Annotated in this window: 13 protein-coding genes, 1 tRNA gene and 1 rRNA gene; 10 read left to right on the forward strand and 5 right to left on the reverse strand. The window is 35.5% G+C overall.

The genetic code is table 11. The features are described 5' to 3' along the window. Positions 1–182 (reverse strand): 16S ribosomal RNA (locus tag RQM59_RS07415); the annotation flags it as partial. A gap of 600 nt (positions 183–782) precedes the next feature. On the opposite strand from RQM59_RS07415, the gene thrS reads away from it, so the two are divergent. The 5 genes from thrS to RQM59_RS07440 all read left to right on the forward strand — a co-directional run bounded on the left by thrS (position 783) and on the right by RQM59_RS07440 (position 4,674). Further along, a complete protein-coding gene (gene thrS / locus RQM59_RS07420) occupies positions 783–2,723 on the forward strand; it encodes a threonine--tRNA ligase (RefSeq protein ID WP_349241465.1) in 1,941 nt (646 codons plus the stop codon). A gap of 70 nt (positions 2,724–2,793) precedes the next feature. Beyond that, entirely contained in the window at positions 2,794–3,312 is a 519-nt protein-coding gene (gene infC, locus RQM59_RS07425) for a translation initiation factor IF-3 (protein ID WP_349241999.1), read from the forward strand. Between the two features lie 59 nt (positions 3,313–3,371). After that, the gene (rpmI, locus tag RQM59_RS07430; protein WP_349241466.1) at positions 3,372–3,569 is read left to right on the forward strand and encodes a 50S ribosomal protein L35; all 198 of its coding nucleotides are present in this window, start codon (positions 3,372–3,374) and stop codon (positions 3,567–3,569) included. Between the two features lie 93 nt (positions 3,570–3,662). Next, positions 3,663–4,007, forward strand: a complete 345-nt coding sequence (gene rplT / locus RQM59_RS07435; RefSeq protein ID WP_349241467.1) for a 50S ribosomal protein L20 — start codon at positions 3,663–3,665, stop codon at positions 4,005–4,007. An 82-nt stretch (positions 4,008–4,089) separates the two neighbouring features. Then, positions 4,090–4,674 carry a hypothetical protein gene (locus RQM59_RS07440; protein WP_349241468.1) on the forward strand — a complete coding sequence of 195 codons (585 nt, stop codon included), beginning with the start codon at positions 4,090–4,092 and terminating at the stop codon, positions 4,672–4,674. A gap of 40 nt (positions 4,675–4,714) precedes the next feature. On the opposite strand, the gene prfA is transcribed toward RQM59_RS07440, so the two are convergent. The 3 genes from prfA to RQM59_RS07455 form a co-directional block, all read right to left on the reverse strand. After that, a complete protein-coding gene (gene prfA, locus RQM59_RS07445) occupies positions 4,715–5,791 on the reverse strand; it encodes a peptide chain release factor 1 (protein WP_349241469.1) in 1,077 nt (358 codons plus the stop codon). Between the two features lie 127 nt (positions 5,792–5,918). Further along, on the reverse strand, positions 5,919–7,097 hold the full coding sequence (locus RQM59_RS07450; protein WP_349241470.1) for an AIR synthase related protein: 1,179 nt from the start codon (positions 7,095–7,097) through the stop codon (positions 5,919–5,921). A gap of 68 nt (positions 7,098–7,165) precedes the next feature. Beyond that, positions 7,166–9,349: a glutamine synthetase III family protein gene (locus RQM59_RS07455; protein ID WP_349241471.1), complete on the reverse strand. Its 2,184-nt coding sequence runs from the start codon at positions 9,347–9,349 to the stop codon at positions 7,166–7,168. A gap of 195 nt (positions 9,350–9,544) precedes the next feature. Between RQM59_RS07455 and RQM59_RS07460 the strand changes: the two genes are divergently transcribed. Continuing rightward, on the forward strand, positions 9,545–10,555 hold the full coding sequence (locus RQM59_RS07460) for a glutamine synthetase beta-grasp domain-containing protein (RefSeq protein ID WP_349241472.1): 1,011 nt from the start codon (positions 9,545–9,547) through the stop codon (positions 10,553–10,555). A 56-nt stretch (positions 10,556–10,611) separates the two neighbouring features. Here the strand turns inward: RQM59_RS07460 and RQM59_RS07465 are convergent, their stop codons facing one another. After that, the gene (locus RQM59_RS07465; RefSeq protein WP_349241473.1) at positions 10,612–11,547 is read right to left on the reverse strand and encodes a calcium/sodium antiporter; all 936 of its coding nucleotides are present in this window, start codon (positions 11,545–11,547) and stop codon (positions 10,612–10,614) included. A 439-nt stretch (positions 11,548–11,986) separates the two neighbouring features. Here RQM59_RS07465 and RQM59_RS07470 point away from each other — a divergent pair, with 439 nt between their 5' ends. The 4 genes from RQM59_RS07470 to RQM59_RS07485 all read left to right on the forward strand — a co-directional run bounded on the left by RQM59_RS07470 (position 11,987) and on the right by RQM59_RS07485 (position 13,959). Continuing rightward, positions 11,987–13,333 carry an SPFH domain-containing protein gene (locus RQM59_RS07470; RefSeq protein ID WP_349241474.1) on the forward strand — a complete coding sequence of 449 codons (1,347 nt, stop codon included), beginning with the start codon at positions 11,987–11,989 and terminating at the stop codon, positions 13,331–13,333. Positions 13,334–13,428: 95 nt separating this feature from the next. Beyond that, positions 13,429–13,581 carry an SsrA-binding protein gene (locus RQM59_RS07475; RefSeq protein WP_349241475.1) on the forward strand — a complete coding sequence of 51 codons (153 nt, stop codon included), beginning with the start codon at positions 13,429–13,431 and terminating at the stop codon, positions 13,579–13,581. An 11-nt stretch (positions 13,582–13,592) separates the two neighbouring features. Beyond that, the gene (locus RQM59_RS07480) at positions 13,593–13,823 is read left to right on the forward strand and encodes a putative signal transducing protein (RefSeq protein WP_349241476.1); all 231 of its coding nucleotides are present in this window, start codon (positions 13,593–13,595) and stop codon (positions 13,821–13,823) included. 59 nt (positions 13,824–13,882) lie between these two features. Further along, positions 13,883–13,959: transfer RNA gene (locus tag RQM59_RS07485), tRNA-Arg, on the forward strand. The last annotated feature ends 206 nt before the right edge of the window (positions 13,960–14,165 follow it).

Below are 14,165 nucleotides of genomic sequence, written 5' to 3' on the forward strand. Positions count from 1 at the left end.
ACTATGAGGTATTAATCTTCATTTCTAAAGGCTATCCCTCTGTAAAAGGTAGGTTCTATACGCGTTACGCACCCGTGCGCCGGTCGTCAGCGGATTGCAAGCAATCCCTGTTACCCCTCGACTTGCACGTGTTAAGCCTGCCGCTAGCGTTCATCCTGAGCCAGGATCAAACTCTTCATTGTATATCTTTTATAATATGAATGAATAAGTTTCAAAAGAATTTGTTTAACGAAGTTAAACATGGTTATTCTACTCTTTGTTTACGCTGTCAATTTCAATATTTTCAATGAACTTTATTAATCTCACTAAATGATCCTATTTCAATCACTAATTCAACTAATCTATCGTAGAAATGTTAGAATCGAACTAACTAATTTTTTTACCTAAAAACTATTCCAAAATCTCTTAATGAACTTGCTTGTATCTCAAAGCGGGTGCAAATGTAATAACTATTTTTGAATTACAAACAAAAAAATAATTTTTTTTGAAATTATTTTCTCTCCCAACTCTAAACCCTAACAAACTCTCAATGAACTACCCGAAAAATCGGACCGCAAAGATACTACAAATGTTTAATTAAATGCTAATCTTTTTAGAAAAAAAGTATATAAAAATGAAGGTGTTTTATAACTATCTATAAACCCACCAGTTACACCTCGAAAAAATATAACATTTCTTTCTTTAATTTATCCTTGTAGTATATATGTACATCTTTACATTAATTTATTGTACTAAAAAGAGTTTTCTAATATCTTTGCAGCTTCAAATTAATTAAAGGATTAATGATCAATATAACTTTACCTGACGGAAGTGTTAAGGAGTTCGAGAAGAACAGTACGGCAATAGACGTTGCCAAAAGTATCAGTGAAGGGTTGGCTAGAAACGTAATTTCTGCCAGTTTTAACGGAGCAACTGTTGAAACCACCACTCCATTAACCACCGATGGTTCTCTTGTCCTATATACATTTAATGATGCGGAAGGTAAAAAAGCGTTCTGGCATTCTTCTGCCCATGTTTTGGCACAAACCATTTTGGAATTTCATCCTACGGCTAAATTAACGATAGGGCCAGCTATAGATAATGGCTTTTATTATGATATTGATCTAGGTAATGAGATGATCTCTGAAAAGGATTTTCCAAAAATTGAAAAGAGATTTTTAGAACTCGCTAGAGGAAAACATGAGTTTACGATGAGATCAGTTTCTAAAGCGGATGCTCTATCATTATATAAAGGAGAAAATAATCCATATAAGGTAGAATTGATCGAAGGATTAATTGATGGAGATATTACATTTTGTGATCACGATAATTTTACAGACCTATGTCGTGGTGGACATATTCCAAATACTGGCTTAATTAAAGCCATTAAGATCATGAATGTTGCCGGAGCTTATTGGCGCGGTGATGAAAAGAACAATCAGTTAACTCGTATCTATGGAATTTCATTTCCAAAACAAAAGTTACTTACCGAGTATTTAGAGTTACTAGAAGAGGCAAAAAAGAGGGATCACAGAAAATTAGGTAAAGAACTTGAGTTATTTACTTTCTCTCAGAAAGTGGGACAAGGACTTCCTTTATGGTTACCAAAAGGGGCCGCTTTAAGAAGTCGTTTAGAGGACTTCTTAAAGGATGCTCAAAAGAAAGCAGGTTATGAAATGGTAATGACACCGCATATTGGACAGAAGGAATTATATGTTACTTCGGGCCACTATGCTAAATATGGTGAAGATAGCTTTCAGCCCATCACTACACCTAAAGATGACGAGGAGTTCCTCTTAAAACCGATGAACTGTCCTCATCATTGTGAAGTGTATAATTTCAAACCGTATTCATATAAAGATCTTCCAAAACGTTTTGCTGAGTTTGGAACGGTTTATAGATATGAACAAAGTGGTGAGCTACACGGCTTAACTCGTGTACGAGGTTTTACACAAGATGATGCTCATATTTTCTGTACTCCGGATCAGTTAGATCAAGAGTTTAAAAATGTTATTGACCTTGTACTTTATGTCTTTGGCTCTTTAGGGTTTGAAGACTTTACTGCTCAAGTATCCATTAGAGATATGGACAATCTAGAAAAATATATTGGTGATCCAGATACTTGGGATAAAGCTGAGAATGCAATTATTAGTGCAGCGACAGATAAAGGACTGAATTTTGTAATTGAAGAGGGAGAAGCTGCCTTTTATGGCCCGAAGCTGGATTTTATGGTGAAAGATGCTTTAGGAAGAAGTTGGCAATTAGGAACTATTCAAGTTGATTACACCTTACCTGAACGCTTTGATCTTACGTATAAAGGATCTGACAATCAGTTACACAGACCAGTTATGATACATAGAGCTCCTTTCGGGTCTATGGAACGTTTTATTGCTGTTTTACTAGAACATACAGGAGGAAATTTCCCATTATGGTTGACTCCAGAACAAGTTATTGTACTGCCAATCAGTGAGAAATATCAAAAATATACCGAAAAAGTTTTACATTTGTTGGAAAATTCCGAAATTCGCGCCCTCGTAGATAATAGGAGCGAGAAAACGGGAAGGAAGATTCGAGACGCTGAAGTGAGCAAAATACCGTTTATGGTTATTGTAGGTGAGAAAGAAGAAAAAGAAGGAACGGTTTCAGTGAGAAAGCATGGTGAAGGAGATCTCGGAACATTTACAATAGACGAGTTTATTTCTCTTATAGAAGAGGAAATTAAAAAAATAAAAGTAGAGTTTTAATAATAAGTTTAATTTAAAAATTTAAGTCATAGCAATAAGAAGAAAAAGGTCGAAAAGACCTCTAAGAGTAATCAAAGAAGATCAACACAGAATCAACGATAAGATAAAATATGTTGATAAAGTTCGATTGGTTGGAGAAAACATTAAAGTAGATGTATATCCTTTAGCAATAGCTAAGGAAATGGCCGCGGAGCAAGGTCTGGATTTAGTTGAAATATCACCAAAAGCCGTCCCTCCGGTATGTAAGATTATTGATTACAAGAAATTCTTATATGAGCAGAAGAAACGTGAGAAAGCCTTAAAAGCAAAAGCGACAAAGGTAACGGTAAAAGAAATACGTTTTGGCCCACAAACGGATGAGCATGACTATGAGTTTAAAAAGAAACATGCTATTAAGTTCTTACAAGATGGAGCAAAGTTAAAAGCGTTTGTATTCTTTAAAGGAAGATCAATCATCTTTAAGGAGCAAGGTCAAATTCTTTTATTAAAGTTAGCTCAAGAATTAGAGGAATATGGAAAAGTGGAGCAGTTTCCAAAATTAGAAGGTAAACGTATGATTATGTTTATCGCTCCAAAGAAAACAAAATAAGGTTCTGAAATAAGTTCAGAATAAGATATTATAAGCGAGATAAATAAAACGAAGGAGAGATGCCTAAAATGAAAACCAAATCTAGTGCCAAGAAACGTTTTAAGTTGACAGGTTCTGGAAAAATCAAAAGAAAGCACGCGTTTAAAAGTCACATCTTAACAAAGAAGTCTAAAAAACGTAAGCTTAAATTGACTCATGATACATTAGTACATAAGTCAGATGAAGCAAATATTAAACAACAGTTAGCTTTAAAATAAGCCCGTTGTTTAGGGAATTTAATTATTAACCATGGAGTTGGGCTCAACAAAGTTCTTTTAAGTAAGGCGCCTACTACAAAAACAATTTGAATTATGCCAAGATCAGTAAATTCAGTAGCTTCAAGAAATAGAAGAAAAAAAATCTTGAAGCAAGCAAAAGGTTACTTCGGACGTAGAAAAAACGTTTATACAGTAGCAAAAAACGCGGTTGAAAAAGCAATGACATATGCTTATAGAGATCGTAAAAACAATAAGAGAAACTTCCGTTCATTATGGATTCAACGTATTAACGCTGGAGCTCGTTTGCACGGGATGTCTTATTCTCAGTTTATGGGGAAAGTAAAAGCTAACAATATCGAATTAAACCGTAAGGTTTTAGCAGATTTAGCTATGAACAACCCAGAAGCGTTTAAGGCAATTGTGGAGAAAGTAAAATAAATTAATCATTCGCTTATATATTAAAAACCCAAACGTTTCGTTTGGGTTTTTTAATACTGTTAATTTGTAATTTAAGATCATCATGAAATCGAAATCAACCTTGACCCTATTCGTTACCCTACTCATAGCAGGTGTATCTTTTTCTCAAACCCAAAAAGACACGCTCACCATAAATGAGCAGTTTGATAAAATCTATAGAATATCTACGAGCTATCAAGAATATAAGGTTATTAAAAAAACCAGATATCAACGATTGAAAAACAAAGTTCAGGATTCTATAAGTACCTTAAAAAATAGTGTAGCAACAAAAAATAGAGTTATTATATCTCAAAATGATAGCCTTACAGCATCAAGAAAAAAGGTCACAGACCTTTCTAACAATCTAGCTACAATCCAAACTGAAAAGGATAGTATTTCACTTTTGGGAATAACCATGAGTAAATCCGGGTATAGCATCTTGGTTTGGGGAATTATTGCAGTGCTTCTAGCATCCCTCCTTTTCTTTGTATATAAATTCAAATCAAGTAATGTAGACACGGTTGAAGCTAAAAATAATCTTACAGAGATTGAAGAAGAGTTTGCAGTACACAAAAAGAAATCTTTAGAAAAAGAGCAGAAATTACGTAGACAGCTTCAAGATGAAATTAACAAACAACGTGGTGTGTAGAAATAAAAAAACCGAGCTGATCAGCTCGGTTTTTTTATGCTTATATCGTTTCTCCTAATTCTTTAAGTTTTTCGGTATTCTCCGCTAACATCAATTCATCAATGATTTTCTGAATGTCTCCATTCACGATATTAGACAGATCGTATAAGGTCAATCCAATTCTATGATCGGTTACTCGACCTTGCGGATAGTTATACGTTCTAATCTTTGCAGAACGATCTCCAGAAGTAACCATAGATCCACGTTTTGCTGCATCCGCCTCCTGTTTTTTAGCCAACTCTAAATCATATAAACGAGAACGTAATACTTTAAAAGCTTTCTCTTTATTTTTATGCTGTGATTTTTGATCCTGGCATTGTGCAACTAAACCAGTTGGAGTATGTGTTAGACGCACCGCAGAGTATGTTGTATTTACTGATTGCCCACCAGGCCCAGACGAACAGAAATAATCAATTCGCACGTCCTTTGGATTGATCTCTACATCAAATTCCTCTGCCTCTGGAAACACCATACAAGTAGCCGCTGACGTGTGCACACGACCCTGTGTTTCTGTTTGAGGCACACGTTGCACACGATGTACACCCGCTTCAAACTTTAACGTTCCATAGACATCATCTCCGTTTACTTCAAATTGTATTTCTTTAAACCCTCCATTGGTTCCTTCGCTAAAATCAACTGTAGAAACTTTCCAGCCTTTACTTTCGCAATATTTGGTATACATCCGATACAAATCACCTGCAAAAATACTCGCTTCATCTCCACCTGTACCCGCCCGTAATTCAACTACGGCATTTTTAGAATCTTCAGGATCCTTAGGGATTAGTAAAAACTTGATCTCATCTTCTAATTGAGGAATACGGGTATTTGCTTCATCCATTTCCATTTTCGCCATCTCTACCATTTCAGCATCAGAACCATCTGCAATGATCTCCTTAGCTTCCGCAATATTATTTAAAAGCATTTCATACTCATTCGCTTTTTTTACTACTTGACCTAAATCTTTATACTCCTTATTTAACTGCACATAACGCTTTTGATCCATTATTATATCCGGTTGAATAATCAAGTCGGAAACTTCATCAAATCGCTGTTTTACTATCTGTAATTTATCTAACATTGGGTGTCTTTTCTTGGAATGCGAATTTACAATTTTTTAAAGAAAATAGCTTAAGAAAAGAACTTCTTCATTTCCTAAGTTTACAGAAACAGTCACAACATTAAAATACAAGTGTCACAAATTCTTTTTAATATACAAAAGTTCCGTATTCGGTTTGAATGGTCAATCTTTTCGAATCTGAAGCCTCTACCCGACCAATAATTTGAGCATTCACGTTATAAGATTTAGAAATTGAAATAATTTCTTCTGCGATTTCAGGAGATACATATAGCTCCATACGATGCCCACAATTAAATACCTGATACATTTCTTTCCAATCGGTTTTAGATTGTTCTTGAATCAACTTAAATAATGGTGGAATATCAAACATATTATCCTTGATAACATGTACATTATCAACGAAATGAAGAATCTTCGTCTGCGCTCCTCCTGAACAATGTACCATTCCGTGCACTGTTTCGGAAGTATATTTAGACAGGATTTCTTTGATTATTGGGGCGTACGTTCTTGTTGGTGACAACACTAACTTACCTGCATCTATCGGTGCATTTTCTACAGTATCAGTTAACTCTGTATTTCCTGAATATACCAAATCTTCTGGCACCGCTGCATCAAAGCTTTCAGGATACTTCTCTGCCAGGTATTTATGAAATACATCATGACGGGCAGAAGTCAATCCATTGCTTCCCATACCTCCATTGTATTCTTTTTCGTACGTAGCTTGTCCAAAGGATTCCAATCCAACGATCACATCGCCTGGTCTTATATTTGCATTATCAACAACATCACTACGTTTCATTCTAGCAGTTACAGTAGAGTCGACAATAATGGTTCTTACCAAATCTCCAACATCGGCAGTTTCTCCTCCGGTAGAATGAATCGTCACTCCAAATCCTTTTAAATCTTCGATTAATTCTTCAGTACCATTAATAATGGCAGAAATCACCTCACCAGGAATATTATTTTTGTTTCTACCAATCGTGGAAGACAACATAATATTATCTGTTGCTCCAACACATAATAGATCATCAATGTTCATAATTAATGCATCCTGTGCAATCCCTTTCCACACAGAAATATCTCCCGTTTCCTTCCAATACATATAGGCTAATGAAGACTTGGTTCCCGCTCCATCAGCATGCATGATCAAGCAATACTCATCATCATTTGTTAAGTGGTCCGGGACAATTTTACAAAAAGCTTTCGGGAATAATCCTTTATCTATATTCTTAATAGCGTTGTGGACATCTTCTTTGGAAGCAGAAACGCCACGTTGTGCATAGCGTTTAGATATTTCTTTACTCATGTTGTTGTGTTGTTGGCTACAAATTTACTTTTTTGAAGCGAGAAAATCTCACTTTGCTCAGATAGTTTTTATCTTGTAAATAACAGCTCTCTATATTTGGTTAAAGGCCATAAATTATCATCTACTAACAACTCTAACTTATCTGCATGGTAGCGAATCTCCTCTAAAAAAGGTTTTACTTTTTCACAATACGCATCTGCATTTTTCTGCCCTTCAAGCTTGTTTGCCTTCTTCCGCTCTTCAGTCATTTTTTCTATTTTTGAATTGATCTCCGCAATATGATGTGATATTTTCTGGATTAGGTCAATCTGTTCCTTAGCATATTTTTCAAAGTCTTTTCCGAAAATTTCTTTCAAGCCCTTTACATTCTCAATTAATGTATTCTGATATTGAATAGCCGTAGGTATTACATGATTTCTGGCTACATCTCCCAAAACTCTACTTTCAATCTGAATATGCTTTGAATATTCTTCCAGTTCGATTTCGTGTCTTGCTTCTACCTCAACTTTATTCATTACGTTCATTTCTTCATAGAGAGCAATTGCCTTTTTTGAGATTTTAGCTTTTAAAGCTTCCGGAGTTGTTTTGTTATTGCTTAAGCCACGTTTCTCTGCTTCCTTCTCCCAAACGACTCCATAACCATCGCCTTCAAAACGAATATTCTTAGAAGCTTTAATATATTCCCTCAACACATTAAAAACCGCTTCGTCCTTCTTTAAGTTCTTAGTATCGATCAAAGTATCTACTTCAATCTTAAAATCTTTCAGTTGCTTCGCAATAATCGTATTTAAAACTGTCATTGGGCCTGCACAATTAGACCAGGAACCCACAGCTCTTAATTCAAACTTATTCCCGGTAAATGCAAATGGCGATGTTCTGTTTCTATCTGTATTATCCAATAATATTTCAGGAATCTTACCGACAATATTTAATTTTAGATCTGTCTTTTCTTGTGGTGATAATTTCCCTTTCGTTACATTCTCTAACTCGTCCAATACCGCAGACAGTTGTGTTCCTATAAATACAGAGATGATTGCCGGTGGCGCTTCATTAGCTCCCAATCGATGATCGTTACTCGCACTTGCAATAGAAGCACGAATTAATTCTTCATAATCATGTACGGCCTTTATCGTGTTCACAAAGAACGTTAGAAATTGTAGATTCTTCATTGGTGTCTTACCGGGACTCAATAAGTTAATTCCAGTATTCGTAGATAGACTCCAATTATTATGTTTTCCTGATCCATTGATACCTGCAAACGGTTTTTCATGGAATAACACTTTAAACTGATGACGTTGCGACACTTTCTCCATCACATCCATTAATAAAGAATTGTGATCAACTGCTAAATTTGCTTCTTCAAAAATTGGAGCTAGTTCAAATTGATTGGGCGCTACTTCATTATGACGCGTCTTAACGGGTACACCTAACAACATACACTCTTGCTCCAGGTCGCGCATAAAGCTCATGACGCGTGTAGGAATGGATCCAAAATAATGATCATCTAATTGCTGACCTTTTGCTGATGAGTGTCCTAACAAGGTTCTCCCAGTCATCATTAAGTCCGGTCTGGCGGCAGCCAAAGCCGTATCAATTAAAAAATACTCCTGCTCCCAACCTAGGGTAGCATTTACTTTACTCACATTTTTATCAAAATATTTACAAACGGCAGTTGCCGCCGTATCTACAGCTTGTAGTGCTCGTAATAAAGGAGCCTTATTATCCAAGGCTTCACCTGTGTATGCTACAAAAACAGTTGGAATACATAAAGTGGTTCCGTAAATAAATGCTGCTGAAGTAGGGTCCCAAGCAGTATACCCTCGTGCTTCAAATGTATTTCTAATACCACCATTTGGAAAACTCGATGCATCTGGTTCCTGTTGTACCAGTTGCCCACCATCAAAACGTTCCATAGCACCCCCTCCGTCAATCGTTTCAAAAAAAGCATCGTGCTTTTCTGCCGTAGCACCCGTTAATGGTTGAAACCAATGTGTATAATGTGTTGCTCCTTTCGAGAGTGCCCAATCTTTCATACTCACCGCAATTTGATCGGCGATCTTTCTGTCGATCTTTGTACCAAACTCGATGGCATTCATAACACTTTGATATGCTTCTTTTGTCATATACTGGCGCATTGCTTGTTCGTTAAAAACATTCTTCCCAAACAATTCTGAACGTCGTCCATTTTCTTCAATATGAACAGGTTTTCTATGCAACGTTTCTTTTAATGCATTAAATCGTAAGCTAGACATTATATATAAGGTATAAATTCGAGGTCAAAAATACAAAAAATAACTTATTTCGCTTTACACCCCTAAAAAACAGGGGGCAATATTAATTTTTTATTAATTTTTTAAATTTTACCCCTATAAAATTTTGATACTATTCAAAAATTAGCAACATTTGCAGTGTTAAAAATCTAAAACAGAATTATATACAAGAAAGTCATGAGTAAATCTAAATTAGAATACATTTGGTTGGATGGTCATAAACCAACTCAAAACATGAGAAGTAAAACTAAAGTTGAAGACGACTTTAGCGGAAAATTAGAAGATTGCCCTATCTGGTCTTTTGATGGTAGTTCTACGGAACAAGCTTCTGGTGGTGCATCGGATTGCTTATTAAAACCTGTCGCTATCTATCCAGACCCTACACGAAAAAATGGATTTCTAGTGATGTCTGAAGTATTAAGTGCAGATGGCACACCTCACCCTTCAAATGCAAGAGCTACGATAGATGACGATGATAACGATTTTTGGTTTGGGTTTGAACAAGAGTATTTCTTGATGGATGTTAAAACAGAATTACCTTTAGGTTTTCCACGTGGTGGATTTCCAGGACCACAAGGTAAATACTATTGCTCTGTAGGAGGAAGACACACTTGGGGTAGGGATTTTGTAGAAGAGCATGCTGATTTATGCATTGCAGCTGGATTAAACTTTGAAGGAATTAATCAAGAAGTAGCTCCAGGGCAATGGGAATTTCAATTGTTCGCTAAGGGAGCTAAGAAAGCAGGTGATGAAATCTGGGTAGCACGTTATTTATTAGACAGATTAACAGAAAAATATGGTTACTATATTGAATACCACCCAAAACCTATAAAAGGAGATTGGAATGGATCTGGAATGCATGCTAACTTCTCAAATACTACATTGAGAACATGCGGAAGCAAAGAAGTATATGAGACCATCTGTGAAGCTTTTAGACCTGCTACTAAGGAACACATTGATGTATATGGTGAGTTTAACGACGAGCGTTTAACAGGTTTACATGAGACTGCTTCTATTAACGATTTTAGTTATGGTGTTTCAGACAGAGGTGCTTCCATTCGTATCCCGATTATTACAGTAGAAAAAGGATGGAAAGGTTGGCTAGAAGATAGAAGACCCGCTTCTAATGGAGATCCTTATAAGATTGCCGGAAGGATTATAAAAACGGTAAAATCCGCAAAGATTTAAGTTTGAATATATTTTCAATTAAAAAAGCTGTAGTTTATATCTACGGCTTTTTTTTATTAGCGAATAGTAGCATATAAAAAGGCCGCATATATTAAAAGCAATATCACCCCACTCTTTCGCTCCAATCTCATTTTGACAGGCATAAACACCCAGATCAAAATAGAAAAAGAAATTCCTAGCATCCAATAGATATCATTCGTTAACAATGCTTGATCTTCAACTTTAATAGGTGTGATTATCGAGGTCAACCCTAAAACTGCCAATATATTAAATACATTAGAGCCTATTAAATTCCCCAAAGAAATAGCCTTTTCCTTTTTGATTATAGCGATAATTGAAGCCGCAAGTTCTGGAATACTTGTCCCTATAGAGACCACCGTAATTCCAATTAGTCGCTCGCTCACCCCAAAATCAATGGCCATTTCCGTTGCGCCAACAATCAATAATTCTGAACCTCCCCATAATCCAAGCGCTCCTAATACCAAAAACATAGCTGTTTTATAGTTTGGTAAGGCTTCATCGTCCTCCGGCATTTCATCTACCACAGCTTGCTTCTGAAAACGTAGCAAGTACACCAAAAATATAAGTAAGAAAGAGAACAAAATTATTCCTTCAACAAAGGAGATAGCCGCATCATTATACAGGAAATAAAAAAGCATCAAAGAAGCAATCATCATTACCGGCCAGTTGGTGGTGTAAAAACTTCTTTGCACATCAATCTTCGCAATCAATAATGTGATTCCCAATACAAAACCGAGGTTTGCTATGTTCGAACCAATCACATTTCCCAAGGCCAAATCTGGATACCCATCAATAGCAGATTGTATACTTACAATAAGCTCTGGTGCAGAAGTTGCAAAAGAGACGATTGTCATCCCAATAACAATCTTCGGGATCTGCAATCGTAACGAGATGGAAACGGCCGATTTAAGCAACCAATTTCCTCCAAAAATCAACAAAGTAAAGCCTAAAATGATGTACAAAAAGTTCATATATCGTATTTGTTGCGAAGATACATTTTTCTCTATTCCGAAATAGTTAAAAAGATAGATTTGGCAAAAAACAGCTTTTTTTAGCATTTTTATTTCAAAAAATGATCAAAAAACCCTTTATTTCATTTCAATTAAGAATTAAAATAGCCAATTGTAGTTAAAAATTATAGCTCAATCGTAGATAGCTATATTACAAAATTAAACTAAAAATGAGTTTTTGGTTTAAATAGTCAAATCAAATTAATCCTTTTTCGTGTTTTTATGTTACAAATTATTGCGGCTTTATATATATTCAAAAAACAATTCTAGGATTAACACAATTTATACACTTAAAACTATTAAAATGATAACAGTCGCCATTAAGATCATTGAAATTACCTTCGTAATTCTTTCGATCTATTTTATCTAATTATTTATTAACTATTAAAACAAAAAAGCTATGCTAACAACTATTGGAATTTTACTAATTATTGCAGGGATCTTAATTCTTTTATTAAAATCCATTTTAACAACCAACCAATTCTTAAAAACTATTACTCGAGCCAGAGGTATACAAATGGTCGTTTTAGGAGCCATTATGAGCGTTATTACAGGAATGTTCTTTTATGCCGATGCCGGTACAGCCTATGCTGTACAATATCTAAGCGGTGGAGATAAAATGATTACCACCCAAGGGATCAAACTAAAATATTGGGGTAGAGTTATCCCGCTATCTTATGAGATCTCCATTAAAGACATTATTGTTGATGATGTTGATGAGCTACCTAGTGACGCACAAGGAATCTACAACCGAAAAGCTCAGAAATGGGAATTCAGTGATGCGATCAAAGCCGAGATCAGTACTTCTGTAATCGTGGGTGTAAACATTAATGATGCAGAAGTGTTTTTAAATATGGCAGACAGAAACAAGAGTGAGGGAAAATTGATCTTCGGAAGAGTATTACCAAATATTGATGCTGCGATCAAAAACACCTGTAAATTGATGGATGCTCAGGATTATATCTCAGGACAGGCTTCAGATTTTGATCGATATTTTAGAGATCAGTTAGAAAATGGAATGTATCAGGTAGAACAATACTATGAAGAAGAACAACAAACTGCTAACGAGATTGTAGGTGACACAACAACAGTTAGACAAATTAAAGTGGGAAAATCAAGTAAACAGAAAAAGTTCAGAATTAAGAAAGATGCTAATGGAAACATTATTAGAGATAACTCAAATACCTTAAAACAATATGGTTTAAAAATATACCAGGCACAGGTAACAGGTATTGATTGGGAAGCTTCCTTTGATGAACGATTAGATCTTCAAAAGAACGAGGTAGCACAGACGCAGTTAGAAAAACAACAAGCAGAACGTGAGTATTACAGGGCTAAGAAAGAAGTTGCTAAGGGGGAATCTGAGAAAGCCAAGGAAAGAGCAAGGCTGGAAAAGGTTCAGATTCAACAAACCATTGCTGCTGAAACAGAAGCTAAAGTTGCTGAATTCAATCTAATCAAAGAGAAAAAGCAATATGAAGTTGAGCTGTACAAGGCGAAAAGTAAAAAAGTTGCTGCTGATGCCCAATACTATGAAAATGCGAAATTGGTGAGTGCAGGTTTAACTCCACAAGAAAAGGCTGAATGGGAATACAAAACTGCCGTTGGAGTTGCTCAACAATTAAAGGACCTTAGGTTGCCAGCCACTTATATAGAAAGTGGAAAAAATGGTAGCAACAACGGAAACTTGCTAGAATCATTAATTGGCGCTGAGCTTGCTAAGAAAATGATCGAGAAAAAGAAATAAAACTATCCAACCCTTGATGTCAGGAAGGACGAAGTCTACTACTTCGTTCTGAATGACATCATTTTTTTTGGTATCTTTGAGTATCATCAGCTACCATGAAAAAATCAATTTTTAAAACACTTGCCAAACTTAACAAAGCGGTATTGCCTTCGTATACAAAAAGGCAATTGGATATTTCTAAAGCCTCCAAACTTCAATTAGTCATTATCGGCTGGAGAGCTTATGTAACTTTAAATTCATTAGATTAAAAGAAAGTAGTATGAATGAAAAACATGTAAAAGTATTTACTGGGTCGCCAGTAATAGTAAGAAGATTAGAGTTTCTGTTAGATGAATCAGGAATCGGTTCTATCTATAAGAATCAAGATGAATCTGCTAGACTGGCAGGGTTTGGTGGACCGATGAATAGTGCAGAGCTTTTTATACTTAATATTGATTTAGAAAAGGCAGCACCCATAATAGCTGATTATAAAAAAGAAATCGACACATAAAAACTTACAATAAGATTTCTTATTTAAAAAATTGCTGTTATATTTGCACCCTCAAAAATGGCCTCGTAGCATAACTGAATAGTGCACTTGATTACGGCTCAAGAGGTTGCAGGTTTGAATCCTGCCGAGGTCACCAATTAACTCCCTGATTATCAGGGAGTTATCTTTTTAAAAAGATTTCTAAATTTTCATAACCTTTTGATTAACAGGTTCTTGCATTTTTATAGGTTTGAGCCCTGGAAAGAGCAAAATCGTTGACCTAAAATCACATGAAACCTATCTCATCGATACGCATTTTTTAAAAAATTGATCAATTTTGTCCCACAGGTTGTCCCATAGAAT

It is taken from the genome of Asprobacillus argus (assembly GCF_032248395.1).
Taxonomy (GTDB): Bacteria; Bacteroidota; Bacteroidia; order Flavobacteriales; family Flavobacteriaceae; genus Polaribacter; species Polaribacter argus.

Bases quoted from the DNA above. Each gene is read 5' to 3' on its own strand.
- thrS (WP_349241465.1), top strand. From the start codon at position 783: ATGATCAATATAACTTTACCTGACGGAAGTGTTAAGGAGTTCGAGAAG.
- rpmI (WP_349241466.1), top strand. From the start codon at position 3,372: ATGCCTAAAATGAAAACCAAATCTAGTGCCAAGAAACGTTTTAAGTTG.
- rplT (WP_349241467.1), top strand. From the start codon at position 3,663: ATGCCAAGATCAGTAAATTCAGTAGCTTCAAGAAATAGAAGAAAAAAA.
- RQM59_RS07440 (WP_349241468.1), top strand. From the start codon at position 4,090: ATGAAATCGAAATCAACCTTGACCCTATTCGTTACCCTACTCATAGCA.
- prfA (WP_349241469.1), bottom strand. From the start codon at position 5,791: ATGTTAGATAAATTACAGATAGTAAAACAGCGATTTGATGAAGTTTCC.
- RQM59_RS07450 (WP_349241470.1), bottom strand. From the start codon at position 7,097: ATGAGTAAAGAAATATCTAAACGCTATGCACAACGTGGCGTTTCTGCT.
- RQM59_RS07455 (WP_349241471.1), bottom strand. From the start codon at position 9,349: ATGTCTAGCTTACGATTTAATGCATTAAAAGAAACGTTGCATAGAAAA.
- RQM59_RS07460 (WP_349241472.1), top strand. From the start codon at position 9,545: ATGAGTAAATCTAAATTAGAATACATTTGGTTGGATGGTCATAAACCA.
- RQM59_RS07465 (WP_349241473.1), bottom strand. From the start codon at position 11,547: ATGAACTTTTTGTACATCATTTTAGGCTTTACTTTGTTGATTTTTGGA.
- RQM59_RS07470 (WP_349241474.1), top strand. From the start codon at position 11,987: ATGCTAACAACTATTGGAATTTTACTAATTATTGCAGGGATCTTAATT.
- RQM59_RS07475 (WP_349241475.1), top strand. From the start codon at position 13,429: ATGAAAAAATCAATTTTTAAAACACTTGCCAAACTTAACAAAGCGGTA.
- RQM59_RS07480 (WP_349241476.1), top strand. From the start codon at position 13,593: ATGAATGAAAAACATGTAAAAGTATTTACTGGGTCGCCAGTAATAGTA.